The sequence below is a fragment of the Leptospira noguchii serovar Panama str. CZ214 genome (genome assembly GCF_000306255.2).
In the GTDB taxonomy this organism is placed as follows: Bacteria; Spirochaetota; Leptospiria; order Leptospirales; family Leptospiraceae; genus Leptospira; species Leptospira noguchii.
Genome location: NZ_AKWY02000034.1, coordinates 674,442 through 690,650, shown reverse-complemented (window position 1 = coordinate 690,650; position 16,209 = coordinate 674,442). Strand labels below are relative to the sequence as shown.

The window sequence follows — 16,209 nt, the reverse complement described above, 5'->3', positions numbered from 1 at the left end:
TTTCCAGGTCGTTCAGAACATTTACGTACGTTGTATCTTTGTTTGCGCGCGCGTTTTAAATTGCGAAAACGCACGCAAGACGCAACTGAAAACATTTCAGCTCCAAGCTGTAGCTAAGTCCAAAAATTCTTCTAAAGAAGAGGATTGAATTCTGATTTCCAGTTCCCATTTTTTTGCATAGAGCATGCGTCCTACGTCGAAAATATCCATTTCAATGGTATCGGCCAGTTCCGAAAGTTCTTCAACATTCATAGTATGAAATGTGTCGTTTGCGTCTCTCCACTCCGGAAGAATTTGAATTTTTTGCTTGGAGTAGATACTCAATGTTTTTTGAATATTCTCCAAATATTTTTTTCCGGAATCCCAAACCGAATTTCGACATTCGACTTTCCCCCGATAGGATTCTAATTTTGAGTTAAAAATAAGACGGTTCTCCGCCAAAAGACCAGCTTTTCGTTCTTCCAAGTCGATCACCCAACCCGAGTTCGTATATTTCTGATATGGTAAAAAGTTTCCGCTCGGATTTTTCAACGGTTCCCGTTCCGTTTCTTTTTCCAAATCAATTTCGTCTTCCCAATTTTGTAGAGTCCTTTCAAACATCGTCGTCTTGTTGTAAACTTTTTTCGGAACGAAATCTTGTGCGGTTTCATTTTCCACCTTGGCTCGAAATATATCTCCGATTTTCGGATTATAATGCAAGGCATGAATGACTTCATGGGCATTTGGGTCGAAATCGTTCCATGCGTCTTTACCCGCCAATGAATTCGGGTCGGTATTAATCCAAATTACGTTTTTAGAATGTTTATCGATAATATAATTCATTATGCTACCCTCACTTTGTATTTTACTGCTACATATGCTGGAGTATTTTCATTCCCCCGGCGTGGCGTCCCGTTGACCCCGTCGGTCATTGGTTCTAATATAACTAAATTTGTATTGCCTGCGTTTGTCCCGCCTCCGGCTAACCAATATCCCCCGACTCCTCCAATAATTCCCATTGGATTGTTATAGGAAAAATTGTGACGGTGGTCCTGCATCGCATCCTGTCCCGCATACCCAACCGGTCCACCGTCATAATTTCCGCCCGCAGCCTTTGCTCTCGTCCCATGAACTCCTGCACCTCTCACGAATATACCGCGTCGATCAGGAACATTAAACGTCGTTGAACCGTCCCCAAAGCCATATTCCAAATTCGTAATCATATCCCCAGTTTGAGAAGACGTAAGATCGAGTATGGAACCAGTCACCATTACAGAAATCTGAAAGTCATTTGTCGTCGGATTTCGTACATAATAATTCACTAATGCAGTGATTCCTCCTCCAGTAAAGGCAAACTTTACAAGCTGACCTTCCGTGAAGCCGTGAGCATTTACAGTGATTCGATCCGTTGCTGGAACGATTCCAGTTACCGTTTTATGAACCAAGTTCCAAAGGGTTGAAAAAGTAGTTCTTGGAATAGATTGTCCATTCGCATCTTTGAATATAGATGTGGAAGCAATGTTTAGATTGTCTTCTATAACACTTCCCAGCGGAATCAACAAATTCAATATATTCATATCGGTTGCATCGGAGCGATCCTTTGCATACTGATCGTTCTCGTAGAGACGATCTAGTTCGTCGTCGATTAGGTCCCCGTCCGCTGGTGTATTTTTGGACCAAGTTCTTGTTTTTGTCGGATTAAAAACTGCCATTTTTTTACTTTAACTCCTGTTCAAAAATTACAAATCGTTCATGCAATTTAAAAGGTTGTTCGATCTTAAAATAGGATCGAACTTGCTCTTTCATTTGTCTCAAATCCATTTCCCGATAGAATTCAGACTCAAGTCCGTTTCCATTTTTTTGAAAACCTTTCTTCTCACAATATTGCAAGAGTTCAGAATGATCCGAAAACACTGCAACCGGAATCATTTCGATTCTTGCTTTATCTTTCCCTGCAATTTCAATCATGGTCTCTCTGACAAGAATTTGAATCATTGGAATTCCTCATTTATTACGAAATCGTAAACTATTAGATTGTCTTTTGGTTTAGAAGGGAAGGTTTTAAGAAAAAGCAAATTGCCGTCTTCTTCAAAAAGTGCAAGTTCGTTGATACTTTGCCCAATCAATTCGGATTGCTTGATTGTCGTTTTAAAACTTCTTGTCCCATCCGGATTGTTTTGAATCTCGGCGAGCTTTCTAAAAACTTCATTTTGCAAACCCGTATCCGAATCTTGAGGAGGTCGAGGAATTCCAGAAATTAATCCACCTGTTCCGAACGCGATTTCATACGGTTGAATTCCCACCTTGTCTCCGGAAAGAATTGTGAAACCGTTTAGCGGCCACGTCCCGTCAAACATGGATGAACGAAGAGCAAAGCCATATAATTTTCCTGATAAGGTAGATGTTTCAAAGCGATAGTTTATAATCGAACGAACCCCACCGGCGCGGATCTGTGCGATCGCCTTATTGAATTCTGGACTTACAACGACTGTATCGATTGAACCTGAAAATATGACTCGAATCGTAGCCGGTCTTTTAGAACTTCCCGAAAGCGGATACTCTCCATTGAGTGTCAGAGAACCGTCCAAGAACATTGGGACACCTGAATAACAAAGCTCTTGAATTTCGTATAACGTTCCAGTTCCCGCAAGAATCTGAGAACCGATTTCGTTCATCGAATAGATGTCACCCTTTGATTTCTGCTTTTGTCTCGCTATGGAAAGGAAAATGCGATAACGAAAATCATCCATTCCGTTCCGAGGCTGTTTGAGATTTTTACCAATCAGGTCGAGAATCGCTCCGTTTTGAATTCTATAATCCGAAACACCTCTGATTGATTCGAGTGTTGTTCGAACTTCGTTTAACAATTCAAGATCCGCTTTCCATTTCCTACCGATTTCAGAATCAGGATCACGGTTAAAGAGAGACGTAGGATATTTTTGCAGAATCGCATCAATGCTTTTCATAGAAAGTTTACCTGAATGTTTGCGGTAACAAGTTTTGCTCTTTGTCGACTGCTAATAACAAGTTCATCTAACGTCGCAGGAGCAGACAGACCGACTCTAACTGCCATAGATTTGATTCCATGAACTTTAACGGAATCGTATTCGGACAGACCGCTTTGTGCGGCGATCAGTTTCCATGCGAAAACATCTTCGCCGGTTCCGTCACCTTTGTAAGAAGTGGAAATCGGACCGATCGCATCAACGCCACCGAGCACCTTGATACAATTTGTTTTTACGATTGTCTCGGAACCGGTTTCCCAAAGAGTCAGGTCTCGCAGAATATCGATTTTCACGAAGATAGGAACGTCAGTTGGTCGATTGAAATAATAGGTGCGCGCAACTCCCTTGTTATCAATGAGAGTTGTTGAATTCGATCCCAACGACTCGATACCACCCGGCCAGTTTTTCAGAAAACAATCTCCGATTTCCGTAGGAGTTCCACCTTCAATGACTGCTTCCATAGAGTGAGGATTTCGGCCTTCAACGTCTACGAAATCAGTAACGTTTTCGTAAACTTTTGCGGACAAAACCGATTCAATATTATTTAATGCGCCTTGAACGTTTGCAGCCGAACTTCCGCCGTTGATTCCGGAATCAATAAATCGATTTAGATATTCTGAATCTGTTTCGATCACTCTGCCACCTCTTGCAGGTTCTGGATTTGTTACAGAGTCGATTCCGGTAAGAGCCGTATTGATCGTCGTGATCAAATTTGCACTTACGTTACCCGAGATACCATATTCAATATTGAGAGCTTGTGCGTTGAGTAAAACGCTTCCTCCGGAGACAGTTCCGGATTCGATCGTAATAAACTGGATTCCACTACCAGTTTGACAAATTGTTCCTATATTCACAAACGAACCGTTTACGCCGGAAAAACGCAAACCTACGATTGCCCGTTTGGCTGGTTGCCGTTCGGAACCGAGAGGATTCAAAACTCGATCCAACGAAACGCCGGTTGCGGTATGAGCGAAGTTGGAATAGAAAATATCTTCCGCAAGCTTATGAATTTCGTCTAACTCATCCGCGAGGACTCTCATGCGGATTCCGTCCTCGCTTAAAATTGAGAGGTCGATGTCAGATCCAAGCCCAGTCCGATACTTAGCTTCCAGATCGGAGATGATTTCGTCCCTCGTTTTGCGTATGAATCCCTGTGAAGTAACTCCGGACATTATACTGCTCCCGTAACTAAGCCGTAAACTGTAATTGCAGAAAAATGAATATTCAGATTCCTGCTATCACTTGGCTCTTCTACGATTTCGATGTTTTCAACTGAAACGGTTTCAGGATCCCTTTGTAAAATTTTTTGTATTTCGAAGAGGACTCTATCCTTTGGAACTTTTTTTGAGAAAATTGTATTCCAGTCGACGCCCTTCAATGGTTCGTAAACAGATTCTCCGAGGCACAGTCGTATTGAATGCCTGATACGTTGTGAATAGTATTCCAAACCTTCGATTACAACCAGCTTTCCGTTGATGCGAACGATGTCGTTGTTCTCAACCATCAAGCCCTTCATCCGATCTTCACCTTGTGAGAAATAATCTGATCGACTTCCGCTTTACGCGCGGTCAATGCTGCAACGATCACAGGCGATAGGCCCGCCGGAGAACCAGGAACCGTATTCGTTGTAAATGCAGACGCGTTGTTTATAAAGACATCCAGAATCATTTTAAGAAATTGTGATAGAGTTTCACCCAATACGGCTGACTCTGAAAGATCGATAAGCCCACCTCGAATTTTGATCGTATCGTCATCCAATTGAATTAAAGATTGACCTTGTTTGTGTCCGATTAGTAATCCTGGAAGATTTGCTGTGAATGCCGGAGCGTCAAGATCTCCTTTGAATCCGGATTGCACACAGGCGCTTTGAAGATCGAATAAAGACTCAGAAGCTACTGTTGAGATTCCACGAATTGCGTCTGACGTATCATGCGTCGAGAACGAAACCCAAACTTTATCCCCACGTTTGTAGTCTGGCTTGATAAAGAAATCACCCGCCCAAAGAGTTCCGACTCTAATATTCGAGAGAACCGGAAAGTCGATCTCTTCCCCTTGTCCATTGATCTGTTTAAAAAGAAGTTTTACGTTAGCCGTCATCAACGAAGGATTAAACGATTCGATCGTTCCAGGAAGTCCAACCTGAACGTTTGCGAGTTGCTTTTTGATCGCTTTGAGAATCACGTCGTCCAGAGTGATCATAACGGAAGGACCTCAAGTTCGGTATAGTTCGTAGGTTGGAATGTAGAGAAGCGATGTTTTCCTTTTACGATTCTACATTCTCCATCTAAACTTCCGCCTTTGACTGCAATCACCTGATTTAATTTGAGCTTGTGACGGAAAAGGCTTGTAACCTTCCAGGTTTTTTGATTTTTCTCAGGAACTCCAATAAGCCCGGAAGATTGTCTAAGAAGATCGTGCTTGGTTTAGAAGGAGGATCGAGCGGGGAGATGTGTAAAAGTCCGTCTTGCATCCAGTATTGAGATTTTGTTAGCTCACAGAAACTTTTAACGCATTCTCCTAAAGACTTTGTTGCGCTAAAATTGATTACTTTATCTTCTCCTAATGTTATAGATCCAGGTTTGATGTTGCCTTGAGTTAGAATATCGAGTATGACAGTTTGTGCAGGAAGGTTACTATACGTTTTCATAATATAGAAACTATTCCAGGAACCGGCATTTGATGAGATAGTGAATTCTAAAATCTTATTCGGCCCCTCCTGTTTCATTTTGGGAAGAATAACTTCCCCGCTCACGACCAAACCGTTTTCATCTTTATACCCTGCGCTTAACATCGCAGTGGGATATAGGAATTCTTTTCCCCTGGCTTTTGCTCCTATCATTTCCATCGTGTCGTCGTTGACATTATAGATTAAAACTTTCGTTATATTCAGCTTCTCTAAATCAGACTCGAATTCGATGTCAAACGGAGGATAGGTGAACTCTTTTCCGAGACCTGTCTTCGGAAGAATTTCCAAAGAAACAACACGGCCGTAAAGTTTCGGATTTCCGATCATACCGTTTTCTCAATGATATAAATTTGAACCGTAGATCCGAGCGTGTCTCTGTTGACAGAGATTTCCACAAACTCATCTCGATACAGATCATCCAGATCTAAAGGGATGAGTTTGACATTGTTTGGAAACCCATCCACTACAAAGTGATTCAAGGAAATTCCGTAGACAAGCTTTGTTGAAAATAGAATATTACCTTCCGAGTCTCTTACAAGAACCGTAATAAAATCACCAACTGAATTGTAGTTGAACTCAAACTCATAATCCTTTCCTTCAATTTCACATTGATTTCGAATTGGAAAAGAGTTTGGTTTGAATTGTAAGTATTTAAACGTTGGCATATTAAGATTTAACCTTAAAAGAATGATTTAACAATGGCTTTTGTTTTAGCAGGATTCTTTTACTTGGGTCTACGTTCACTTCTTTGATCGGCTGTTTCCCTCCTGATTTCACAGCATTCAAATTCCTGGTCTTTGCCTCTACAATTTGGACCGGATAAATCGATAAGGTTATACTAATATCATTTCCAATATCTTTAGATTCAGAAAACGTAATATCTCCGATTAAGAGATTTGGAATTTCATCGATAGATCTGCCTAAGTATCGCTTGTCTGGATCATCCGGCGGAACGTATCGAAAAAAAGACGGAAGCATCGATAGGATTTTAGTGAAAATCCCGCCGGTTGTATAACCAAGCATTGTTAGAAACGTTCCCTCCGTTTGCCAACGAATGAGCGTTTCTAATTTTTCGTCTACAGTCACTCGACGGAAAGAAAATATTGCGATAGAATTTGAAAGGATCGCACTGAGTGAGATTCCTCTTTGACCTGGAATTACGTGATCCGTGACTGAGGTCTTTCCTTTCTCTTTTTCGATCGGGTGTCCGGTTATCTCGGCGGGATACGAATGTTGTATCTCAAGAGACACATTGAGTTCGATTTCATCGTCGCCGTCTGTTAATGCGATTGTAGTTCGGGCTAAGGGGCTTTCCATTATAACGCCTCCGGAGAGAGTCCAGCGGAAAGACCGAGTTTGATTGCGATTTTTTCCAGCTCTCTCTCTAAAAACTTTGCAAAGATCGTAGCGTTTTCCTGTGGTGAACCCGCTCCTAACGTAACATTTGCAATATTGACCGAGATTCCTCCGGAAGATTTGGATCTTCCAAGTGATCCTAAGTCCTTTACTGCAACCAAGTTGTCGTCCGGATGTGTGTGAATCACCTTTCCGGATTTTGTAATGATTGCATCTTGAACACTTGTCGCGTTATCCGCTTTTCCAGGTGCTCCAAAATTGAAGATCCCGGAAGGTAAGATTCCAGAAAATGCTTCTTTGATTTTCGGGCCGATGCCTTTGAATAGGTTTTCGATAATTTCGGGAAGTGATTTAAACCACTCAACGATTTCATCAAAATAAAAATACAAAGTGCTAACCGGAAAGAGAGCCATGATCAAAAACTTTCCGTATTTTTTGGCGAGGTTGATTAAATAATCAAATGCTTGTCCAAATATTTTTTTAATATCAAAATCTTTGAATGGACCGAGAAAATCCCCTATGATCGATTCGCCTCCATCCATCCAAACAAGAAGGTCGTCTACAATCAAAACGATTGCGGCGATAGTTGCCGCGACAGCCGCGCCGATTGCTATAAAAGGAAGCCAAGGGGCAATAGCCGCCCAACCAGCCACTGCCATTCCATACAGTGCAGGAATCATTCCGCCGGCAGTTGCGGAAGCTGCAACAACCATCTTCGCGGCAATGGCTACCAAAACTCCGGTAAACACCGAACCAAATATGACCAACGCTCCTTTTACTCGATTGAGTGCGTCCTCTCCAACAGTAAAATATTCTAATATACTAACGAACGTAGACAGAAACGGCTTCATTCCTTCAAGAAGGACTTTTCCAAACAATGCCTTCAGGTCTCCCATCCTTTGATTGTAGGCTTGAAAGATTGCCGAGGCTGATTTTAGATGTGATCCATACGCATCTTGAAGCGCAGAATTTTCTTTGAGTGCGGTAGAGATCAGCCTTTCTCTGGCAAGACGTTTCGAGACTTCAGTCATTGCAGAGTTGTTGATCTGATTAAACTCTTTGGTATATGAAGAGAAAAGCACACCATTCTTTTTCAGAAAATCATCGGAGCCGGTTTGAATAGATTGATAGGCTTCATTCATTGAAGCGGAAAGTTCATTGCCAGCTACTTCCGCAACTTGCGAGAGCCCGGAAAGATTCTTGGAAATGAAATCAACGGACATCCCCGCTTTCATCGCGTCATTCGCAACTTGCGAAAGACCCCCTTCCGAGGCCAGACCTTTTGAATTCTGAATCGTTTGTGTGATCGCAGATTGTAGCTTTGGATATTGAGTGCCAGAAAGAGTCTGAAGAATTCCATTTTGTTTTTCTAATGCAGTAGCCGCTTCGATCGATGCTGTAGCAAATGATCCAACGGCGAAAGCGATTCCGATTGCCGCAACTTGCTTGAGCATTCCGGAGAGGGAACCCGCACTATTCGCCGTATCAGACATTTCCTGATTAAGCTTTTCGAGTTCTTTGTCTGTGAGTCCTGCAGCTTTTGCGGTTGCGATCAGTTCCGAATCCAGTTTTAAATCTTCACGGGATTTTGAAATCAAACGCTCTATGTTTGATTCTGTAGTTTTAAACTTTTTGGCGAGTTCGGAAATTGCGGGATCAGCTTTTCCGGCAAGGCTGTCTCCAATGGATTCACCGAACTCTTTAAAAGCGGCGGCCTGGGAATCCGTGAACAAATCGAGAGAACCACCCAGATCAGAGAATTGTTTTTTTACAGTATTCAATTCTTCCTTATACTCTTTCAGGGCGTCTGTAGCATCACCTTGGTTTGTTTTAAGAGCTATCTTGAGTTCTCTGACTGCCATTTATTCTTACTTTTCCTTTATACATTCGAATTTTCTAATACGATTAAGATCAGGCTCCTCTGATCAACTTCGCCAAAAACTTCAATTCCTCTGTCTTCTCTTCCGCTTCTCGTTTTTTCCTTCGATCCACAACCTCCATGATCTTCGCATATAGAATTGTAGGTGCGTCTTCGATCTCGCTTTGGCTAAACTGTGCTGCTCCCAAAATAAACGGTTTCCAGATTTGTAATTCCCGATCGACTTCTTCGTCTATCCATTTTAACCATTCTTCGATCGAAGGGACCTCTTCAAAATTTGGGAACCGGTTATTCCAACTCCCACTTAAGAAATCGGTTAGCCATTCTTAGCCACACCTCCACATGATTCGGTTCGATGTTGTCTAACGTAGGTTCAAAATTGTGTGAGACTGGTTTTACACAAAACTTAAAGAACTTATCCAGAAGTTTGTCTTGATTCAAACCGTCCGTTAAGGATATCGATTCTTGTCTCCAACGAAGGGCTTTTCGATTTCCAGGATGCTGAAGTTTGTAACTATGTCCGTCAACGAATTGAATCGTTGCGACTTTCGCATCGTCGTCGATTTCAACAAGAATTGGGTCGTCAGACGGAATCGATTCTGTTTTGGATTCGGATTTTCGTTGAACCGTCTGACCTGTATATTCCGCTACGTTTCGTTTTGCTATGGGGTCTCGTTCGTTGTTCATGCTGTTAAAACTCCTTTATAATCCGGAAGAAGAAAAACCCAAGTCCGATCCTTATACTCCTTTCCGCGTTCGATTGTAGGTCTTTCCCAAACTCTCCCTTGTGCGGAGAAGCCGAGCATACCGCCATCGGATCGGTCTTTCATCGTAAACACACATGGAAGTCTTCCTTCTCCCATTGCGAAAAAGAACTCATTCTCAGGTGAATCTCCCATGAGGACGATCGTGAGTTTGGCCCGTCCGTCATACACCTCTGAGATATTCCAATCGCCCTTGATGCCAACTTGAGATAGGATGTATTCTTTGGTTACGGGTTCGATTTTAAAGAAGCCATCCGCTTGGCTCATTCCGGAAACTTCACGTCCGTTACAGTTTACGTTTAGTTTCTTTGGGTCCCAAATTCCATTCATTCGATTGCTCCTTTTAGGTAAGTTCACCGTCAATATCGACTTCGTTAATTGCTCCTCTCAAACGACACGAAAAAGTGACGTTAGGCAAAATACGATTGTTCCGATCGTTCGTCGGAATCTCATCGATCGTTTCGGGTAAGTTGATTTTGTATTGATAGTCTCCTAAATCGGAGCGCGCTTTGTCCGCATCCGTTTCGACAGGCGCGATGATTCCTTGAACACCGGCTTGAACGAAAACCTCTCGCATCCGTGCTTCAATCATTTGAATTCCTTGAATCGTGTAAGGAACTACGTCGGAGTTTAGGAAGAGACTTGTGATGTTCTCTCGGAGTCGTGCTTTCAACCAAACTCGATTTTCTACCACATCTGCATAAACCTGAGCGGTCGAAATTCCTGGATAGGGAACTTGCCTTCCTCCGAAATCAACGATCAGATTTCCCTTGTCGGAAAGGATAGAACTCGCTTGAGAGTTCGTGTATCCGGAATTCTCCACGCCATCCAACGGCAAATATGCGTAGTTATACGATCCAACCCTTCGAGGAGCTGTATTTCCAACCCATGCGGCCTCCGGGAAAGAATCAGGATTCTTGTGAATCATCAAATATTCCCAAATCGAATTTCTTCCCACGAGTGCGGTCAAATCATCTGTGCAAGCAAAGAACATTTTCTCGATGGAGGCGAGATAGTCCCCTAACGTGTATATTTCATTTTTGTTATGCGTAGTCGCAATGGTTTTAAACCAAGCGTCTTGTCCTGAGTTTCTGAGAGCTGCGATCTCAGTCGCCGCATTCGCCCATGTAGTCAAAAGTAAAACAGCGACTGTCTTTGGCCTTGGCGTTTGTCGAAAGACCTGCGTCGCTTGGATGTATTCCTTATCCGTAGAAAGAAAGCCGAGTCCCAAAAGATCATCCGCGGAAGTGATTTCCATGTATCTTTCATAATAGAGAGGTGCTTGAGCAAACGCTGAAACAACACCGCTTCCGGTATTGGCAACTTCTACAACGTCTACGATCTTTGTCGCACCTGCCACGTTGGAGACTGCTTCCGCCGCGAGTTTGATTTGATGGGCGGTAGAGGTTGCGATTCCGCTTCCGTTCGTTGCGACGTTGACCGTAATTGTATACGGATCGTTTTCCGTTCCGGTTCCGGAGCGAACTACGCTGAGAGCCGTATTGTTTCCGTTGATGACGTATTTTACTTGGATAAAAACAACGCCCGACGTTGCGGATTTCCAAACGAGCCCACTCGTAGCGGTTCCGATTTGAAGAAAATAGATAGGTGCTTTGATCCCCAAAATCATCGGTAGTCCGAATCCCATTTGAGAAACGGGGGTGTTTCTAAGAAAAATATTGATTGAAATCGGATCGATTTTGGAAATGGTCTGTGCGCTCATGCTTCCTCCTGAAATTCAACCGAAGGCGCGCTTGCGGTTGTTTTGCCCTGTGTTTCGTTGAACTTCCTGGATCTGAACATAACGTCAAATCCCGCCTTGTATTCGTATTGCGTTGATTCCAAAACGGTGGTTCTGTCTTGGACATCTCCGGTTATGAGTTGCGGAGTAATTCCAAACTTTTCGCATTCTGTCATCCCTTGAATCGAATCAAACCAATCAACAGCCATCTGGCACAAATCCCAACATGTAGAAATCGATGAGTTGTGCAGGAATGCGAGACTGATCGATGCCGTTTGATTTTTCCGAAAGGCCTGTTTGAAGTCTTCCGCGCTCGTTGCTTCTATCCAGGAAGACGCGGACTTTGTCGGATCTTGATTTAAAACAAGAATCTTATATGAGCCGAAAGGATACTCAGGCGTATCGACATTCTGATCACCTAACTCAATTTTGATTCCGGGATAGGATACTTCCAAGACTGCCTGAAGTTTATCCATCACGGATCGTATATATTCGTATTTCATAATTTACGAATCTCCTTTTTGCAGACGTAACGAATGTATCCAGCTTCAAACGTCATATCCTTAATCATCGTGACGAGGTATTTTACTCCGTTGAACTCGAACTTATCCTCGTAATCAATTGGAAGAGCGTTCCCAAGCTGATAGAAGTTTCTATCTTCCGATGTATATGATCCTTCCGACATCGCAATCAGTAGTCTTGTGCTCACAGTGGTCACTGGTAAATCCAAAGGAACTCCGCTTTCGTATGTAGTGATGACTTCTCCCTTTGCGTTCTTCGTTTTCATCTTCTTGTAATACACAACCGGCCGTATGAACGGTTTAAGAGATTCGGAAACACCCGTAAGACTCATGTAGCCACCTTCCCATCTATTGCGTAGTTGATCGCATTAAATAATCTTAATTGATCTCGCAAAGGTTTTGCGTTTCCTTTTAAATTTGTAGTCAATCCAGAAAGGTCTTTGAACGGAGGATCATTATTTACAATTCGGTTTTTGATTTCGGAAACGGCTCTAAGCCCGACTCGATGCAAAACCTGTATTGCCTCAATTTCCGCATTTAAGAAATCTTGAATTCCTTTTTCAAATTCTGCCATCACAGCGTCTTGGAAGGATTGCAAATCAAAGGTTCCGCGTAGCCAGGATCTTTCCGGGATAACGACCTTTTTAGTAAGAATGAAGAGAGGGACCAAATGACCACCTTCCGACTTTGCGAGCATTGCCGATGATTTTCCTTTTTTCGGAGGAATGAATTTAAGACCTGAGATACTCCGAGGACTCTTTCCGCGAAGTTCCGGAAGTAAAGGAATCGTCAGCCATTTTGAATTCTTTGGCCTGATCACTGCGCCAAATTCATTGGCCCCGGCACTCTTCAATAAATCACTATCAACGGAACCTACAAGGCCGACTGTGATCGTTGCCGATTCTATATATTCCAAATCCTTAATGAGTTGATCCAGATTCGTATTATCTTCAATTATCGCTGGCATTATCCGATTCGTCCCCTGAATCCAAGGATTTCAGTTCGTTTTTGGTTATATAGATCCAGCCAAGATACTTGCATACCCGGTGAAATATTCGTATCGTAGTTACGAGAAATTCCGTCCGCCGATTCTGCCATCACTTCGTTCTTCATACGATTTGCATTGAAGAGCAAGTAAGCCGCTCGGGCACGTTGAAGCTCATTGAATCGCGGGTGAGATTCAGAAAGCGTAGTGTTACCAATGACGCTTGCGACAGCATCATCAAGAAACAACTGGAGTTCTGAATCTGTTAAGTCCGCGATTGGATCTCCGACATACGCTCTAAGCTGTGCTATACTTGCTCTTGGCATGGTTGACGATCCTTATACGGTTTTAACCGTATGAGTTCCATAGCGCATCACGATACCTTTGGATTGGTAAACGTGAATTCCGCCGATCTTTTCATAGGCCCTTACTTTCATTTGTCCGGCGTAAGAACTGAACGGTTCTTCTGCCACTTCCAAGTCTCTTGCGATGATGATTTCCGCAACATCGGAAGCATCGTCGAAAACGCAAAATCCACCGACGGAGTCGTTCCCGATTTTTTTGTTCAGGATGTTGTAGGACAAATCCTTCGTTCGAATAAAACCACGCGGAAAAAAGAGTTCTTTATTCTGAAGAAGCCACTGCAGCGTTGTTACGTTTGAGCTACTAGAAACCGGCATGAGTAGACGAAGATAATCTTCATCATCGATCAGGATTCCTGCTGCTGAGAATTTACCACTTCCTTCCAACTCCGCCTTAGCATCAACGATGTCTGCAAGGATCTGCTCTGGAGTCTTATATTTCCAGATGCGTTTAGAAACTCCAGTCTTGCCATTTTCTACTTCAGAAATCTGATCTTCCTGAATTCCAGGCCAGTTAAAAAGACCGCTTTTAATTTTCTTACCAGCCAGACTCCAGCCGTGAAAAATAACCCGATTTTCCTTCTCGGCAATATAACGTCTCGTTCCGTTGAGTCGTTTTTCGGACACTGGGTATTCGCTACCTTTGCCGGATTGCCTACGCGCTTCCGCCGCGTCTAAATCATCCTGTGTGATCCGAAAGCCGGCCTCGATAACCAACAACTTGTCAGTTTCCTTTGTGGCTTTTTCTCCAACTAAGGGCAAACCGTCTGAATCCGAACCGGATTCCCTGATCCTTGCTGAACCGGTATCCTCTACACCTTCAGCCGAATAGGCATGTGAGTAGGTTGGCGTATCTGAATTCACGTTGAAAACATTTCTTGCTACAAGTTCGTTTTTTCTTGGAGTCAAGAGTTCTGTCTTAATGTGTTCTGAGTCTTCTTTTCTAAATATTGCTTCAGGCATCGATAATCTCCTTAGTTATCCAATGTGATTGTGAAACCTGACACGAGGTTCAGTTCCGCTATTCCGACATTTTGGTTTGATGCAAACTTAACCCCTGTGATAACGGCAGTCTTTCCAGGGATAGCGGTTCTACGAAACGACCCGACGACATTTGTGCCTTCTTGAACAACTCGAATACGAACCGTATCGAATTCCGTAGTTGCTTCCTCGCAAGGAACCCAAACGTATCCTTTATCAAAGAAGGTGCAAAGTTCACCGTCGTCGTAAGAAAGATTTTTCAGGTCTCCTGCGGCATTAGAATAGGATGTCACCCCATCAAATCGCAAATTGGAAGAGACTTGAACCGCGTCAGCACCTATAACAGAAATACCTTCTCCGCCAGAGACGAGCATCACTGCGGAACCAAAAGGTAATTTGCCGATTGAAACAACGCTTCCTCGCTTACGCTCGTCTTTCGAATCTCTGGAGGAGGTTCCCAATAGTCCGGGTTGTTCGTTATACAATCCGCCTTCAGGAACCGGAGCTCCAATGAGAGCGAATAATGCACCGATTGGGAAAAATACTTGTAGGAATTCGGACGGAATTACTTCGAAATATGAAATCCCGAAAATCACAATGTAAAACAAGGTTAGAAAACTTAACAAAATTTTCAGATTCATGTTACTTATCTCCTCTTTTGTTCATTTTCAGCCGTGCTTCCTGAATTTTCTTCAAATCATCAGCATCTTGCCTTGGAGTTGGTTTTTGTTGTTCCTGGTTATTCGAACCGCCTCGAACAGACGCTTTTTCGCGAGCAAGCTCTACGGCAGATTCATAGCGAATGTCCAATTCCTGATCGTCGATTGAATCAAGCTTTGCAGAAGGTAACGTTTCTTTGATGACCAGCGTCTTTAGATCTCTTGCAGAAACCCCGTCCGTCGTCGCGTCCGGCTTGATCGACTTAACAGTCTCGATCAACTTTATCCGGCTCTGAGCAATCGAGTCCTGAGTTGCTGGTGCCATTGCGGAAGCCAGAAGTTTTTTCATTTCCGCAAGGGCATCGGTTAAAGTTGCAACTTGTGCTGTTAGAGATTTGATAAGATCATCTTTTGTCTTATTTTGCTCTTGTTCCTGTGAAGGCGATTGCTTACCTTTATCGATAGGTTCCGGTGCGGGTTCAGTTGTTGCCGTAGAAGGCTCGGAATCATTTCGAGCGACTCCTAAGTTCTTTAGAAAATTACGAAATTCTTTTATCAGGTCTCGTTTTTCAGACATATTTTCTCCTGTTTGATTTTCATCCGTCGCAATGACGGCAAAGTTTATATCTTCCGGAAAATCGGCATGGTCGAGGTAGACGCGAACGGAATCACCCGCGCGGCCTTTGTCAACATGAGCGGCGTGGTTAAAACGAATATCTCTCTGAACTACATCGTATTGTTGTCCCCTGAAGGTGCCTGGCGTCCAATCGAGTTTCGAACGAAAGCCCGACGATATTTGCACCTTATCACGTCGTTTTAACGAATCTTTTAATTTTGCGTCCCAGATAGTTTCATTGACCCAAATTCCGTCGCCCTTCACTTTTACAGAGTCACCAAGAGAGCCTTTCGCATATAACGAATAGTTCGTATCGTTGATCAGCCCGTCGTTGTCTGAAATAGGAGGATGATTTTTAGTAATGGGTCTCCCCGGTATAGACGCGAGAGTTTCCGGAGAGAAAAGTTCTTCCGGTAATTTTGCCTCTCGAACAATTCTTCCATCAGAGTGAGTATAAGGGAATACACCGACACGAGCGAGGACGAGAGGGCACCGAAGAACGGCTTCATCCTCTATAAGTCCTTCCAGCTCGACAGTTGCAGAATCGTAACGAATTCCGTTTTCCGGTTTCACGCATTGAATAATAACGTAAACCTACCAGAGAAACAAGGTCGCAAGGTCACACAAGAGACCGCAATTTCCGACGTTTTTAGTGGAGGTGAGGAAGATTTTTTA

At 43.2% G+C, this 16,209-nt stretch carries 20 protein-coding genes and 2 pseudogenes; all 22 read right to left on the bottom strand.

Annotated features, from left to right (window positions below):
* Positions 1-96: 96 nt before the first annotated feature.
* Positions 97-822 (bottom strand): DUF4376 domain-containing protein, encoded by a 726-nt coding sequence (locus LEP1GSC059_RS20590; RefSeq protein WP_017213187.1) that lies wholly within the window; start codon positions 820-822, stop codon positions 97-99.
* Positions 822-1,691 (bottom strand): hypothetical protein, encoded by an 870-nt coding sequence (locus tag LEP1GSC059_RS20585; protein WP_017213217.1) that lies wholly within the window; start codon positions 1,689-1,691, stop codon positions 822-824. The genes LEP1GSC059_RS20590 and LEP1GSC059_RS20585 overlap by 1 nt, the downstream gene beginning before the upstream one ends.
* A gap of 4 nt (positions 1,692-1,695) precedes the next feature.
* Positions 1,696-1,974 carry an LA_1064 family peroxide-responsive upregulated protein gene (locus LEP1GSC059_RS20580; protein ID WP_017213184.1) on the bottom strand — a complete coding sequence of 93 codons (279 nt, stop codon included), beginning with the start codon at positions 1,972-1,974 and terminating at the stop codon, positions 1,696-1,698.
* Entirely contained in the window at positions 1,971-2,945 is a 975-nt protein-coding gene (locus tag LEP1GSC059_RS20575) for a hypothetical protein (protein ID WP_017213216.1), read from the bottom strand. The genes LEP1GSC059_RS20580 and LEP1GSC059_RS20575 overlap by 4 nt, the downstream gene beginning before the upstream one ends.
* Complete coding sequence (locus tag LEP1GSC059_RS20570) at positions 2,942-4,156, bottom strand: baseplate J/gp47 family protein (RefSeq protein ID WP_017213215.1); 1,215 nt, start codon at positions 4,154-4,156, stop codon at positions 2,942-2,944. The genes LEP1GSC059_RS20575 and LEP1GSC059_RS20570 overlap by 4 nt, the downstream gene beginning before the upstream one ends.
* A complete protein-coding gene (locus LEP1GSC059_RS20565) occupies positions 4,156-4,500 on the bottom strand; it encodes a contractile injection system sheath initiator (protein WP_017213703.1) in 345 nt (114 codons plus the stop codon). Before LEP1GSC059_RS20565 ends, LEP1GSC059_RS20570 begins: the two co-directional genes overlap by 1 nt.
* Positions 4,497-5,180, bottom strand: a complete 684-nt coding sequence (locus LEP1GSC059_RS20560; RefSeq protein WP_201028171.1) for a Gp138 family membrane-puncturing spike protein — start codon at positions 5,178-5,180, stop codon at positions 4,497-4,499. The genes LEP1GSC059_RS20565 and LEP1GSC059_RS20560 overlap by 4 nt, the downstream gene beginning before the upstream one ends.
* Positions 5,180-5,997 (bottom strand): annotated as a pseudogene (locus tag LEP1GSC059_RS20555) (phage protein). The gene LEP1GSC059_RS20560 and the pseudogene LEP1GSC059_RS20555 overlap by 1 nt, the downstream one beginning before the upstream one ends.
* On the bottom strand, positions 5,994-6,335 hold the full coding sequence (locus tag LEP1GSC059_RS20550; protein WP_017213700.1) for a phage baseplate plug family protein: 342 nt from the start codon (positions 6,333-6,335) through the stop codon (positions 5,994-5,996). Before LEP1GSC059_RS20550 ends, LEP1GSC059_RS20555 begins: the two are co-directional and overlap by 4 nt.
* 14 nt (positions 6,336-6,349) lie before the next feature.
* Positions 6,350-6,987, bottom strand: a pseudogene (locus tag LEP1GSC059_RS20545) (phage baseplate protein).
* On the bottom strand, positions 6,987-8,888 hold the full coding sequence (locus LEP1GSC059_RS20540; RefSeq protein WP_017213698.1) for an LIC12611 family phage tail protein: 1,902 nt from the start codon (positions 8,886-8,888) through the stop codon (positions 6,987-6,989). The pseudogene LEP1GSC059_RS20545 and the gene LEP1GSC059_RS20540 overlap by 1 nt, the downstream one beginning before the upstream one ends.
* Before the next feature lie 49 nt (positions 8,889-8,937).
* On the bottom strand, positions 8,938-9,162 hold the full coding sequence (locus LEP1GSC059_RS20535; protein ID WP_036057207.1) for a hypothetical protein: 225 nt from the start codon (positions 9,160-9,162) through the stop codon (positions 8,938-8,940).
* Between the two features lie 31 nt (positions 9,163-9,193).
* Complete coding sequence (locus LEP1GSC059_RS20530) at positions 9,194-9,592, bottom strand: LIC_12613 family protein (RefSeq protein WP_017213696.1); 399 nt, start codon at positions 9,590-9,592, stop codon at positions 9,194-9,196.
* A complete protein-coding gene (locus tag LEP1GSC059_RS20525) occupies positions 9,589-9,999 on the bottom strand; it encodes a phage structural protein (RefSeq protein ID WP_017213695.1) in 411 nt (136 codons plus the stop codon). Before LEP1GSC059_RS20525 ends, LEP1GSC059_RS20530 begins: the two co-directional genes overlap by 4 nt.
* A gap of 13 nt (positions 10,000-10,012) precedes the next feature.
* Entirely contained in the window at positions 10,013-11,392 is a 1,380-nt protein-coding gene (locus LEP1GSC059_RS20520) for a DUF3383 family protein (protein WP_017213694.1), read from the bottom strand.
* Positions 11,389-11,913, bottom strand: coding sequence for a phage neck terminator protein (locus LEP1GSC059_RS20515; protein WP_017213693.1), 525 nt, complete (start codon positions 11,911-11,913; stop codon positions 11,389-11,391). The genes LEP1GSC059_RS20520 and LEP1GSC059_RS20515 overlap by 4 nt, the downstream gene beginning before the upstream one ends.
* Positions 11,910-12,263: a hypothetical protein gene (locus LEP1GSC059_RS20510; protein WP_017213692.1), complete on the bottom strand. Its 354-nt coding sequence runs from the start codon at positions 12,261-12,263 to the stop codon at positions 11,910-11,912. Before LEP1GSC059_RS20510 ends, LEP1GSC059_RS20515 begins: the two co-directional genes overlap by 4 nt.
* Positions 12,260-12,898, bottom strand: a complete 639-nt coding sequence (locus tag LEP1GSC059_RS20505) for a hypothetical protein (RefSeq protein WP_017213691.1) — start codon at positions 12,896-12,898, stop codon at positions 12,260-12,262. The genes LEP1GSC059_RS20510 and LEP1GSC059_RS20505 overlap by 4 nt, the downstream gene beginning before the upstream one ends.
* Positions 12,898-13,242: a hypothetical protein gene (locus LEP1GSC059_RS24945; protein WP_017213690.1), complete on the bottom strand. Its 345-nt coding sequence runs from the start codon at positions 13,240-13,242 to the stop codon at positions 12,898-12,900. The genes LEP1GSC059_RS20505 and LEP1GSC059_RS24945 overlap by 1 nt, the downstream gene beginning before the upstream one ends.
* 12 nt (positions 13,243-13,254) lie before the next feature.
* Positions 13,255-14,241 (bottom strand): major capsid family protein, encoded by a 987-nt coding sequence (locus tag LEP1GSC059_RS20495; RefSeq protein ID WP_017213689.1) that lies wholly within the window; start codon positions 14,239-14,241, stop codon positions 13,255-13,257.
* A gap of 11 nt (positions 14,242-14,252) precedes the next feature.
* A complete protein-coding gene (locus tag LEP1GSC059_RS20490) occupies positions 14,253-14,900 on the bottom strand; it encodes a structural cement protein Gp24 (RefSeq protein WP_017213688.1) in 648 nt (215 codons plus the stop codon).
* Position 14,901: 1 nt separating this feature from the next.
* A complete protein-coding gene (locus LEP1GSC059_RS20485) occupies positions 14,902-16,107 on the bottom strand; it encodes a DUF2213 domain-containing protein (protein ID WP_017213687.1) in 1,206 nt (401 codons plus the stop codon).
* Between the last annotated feature and the right edge of the window lie 102 nt (positions 16,108-16,209).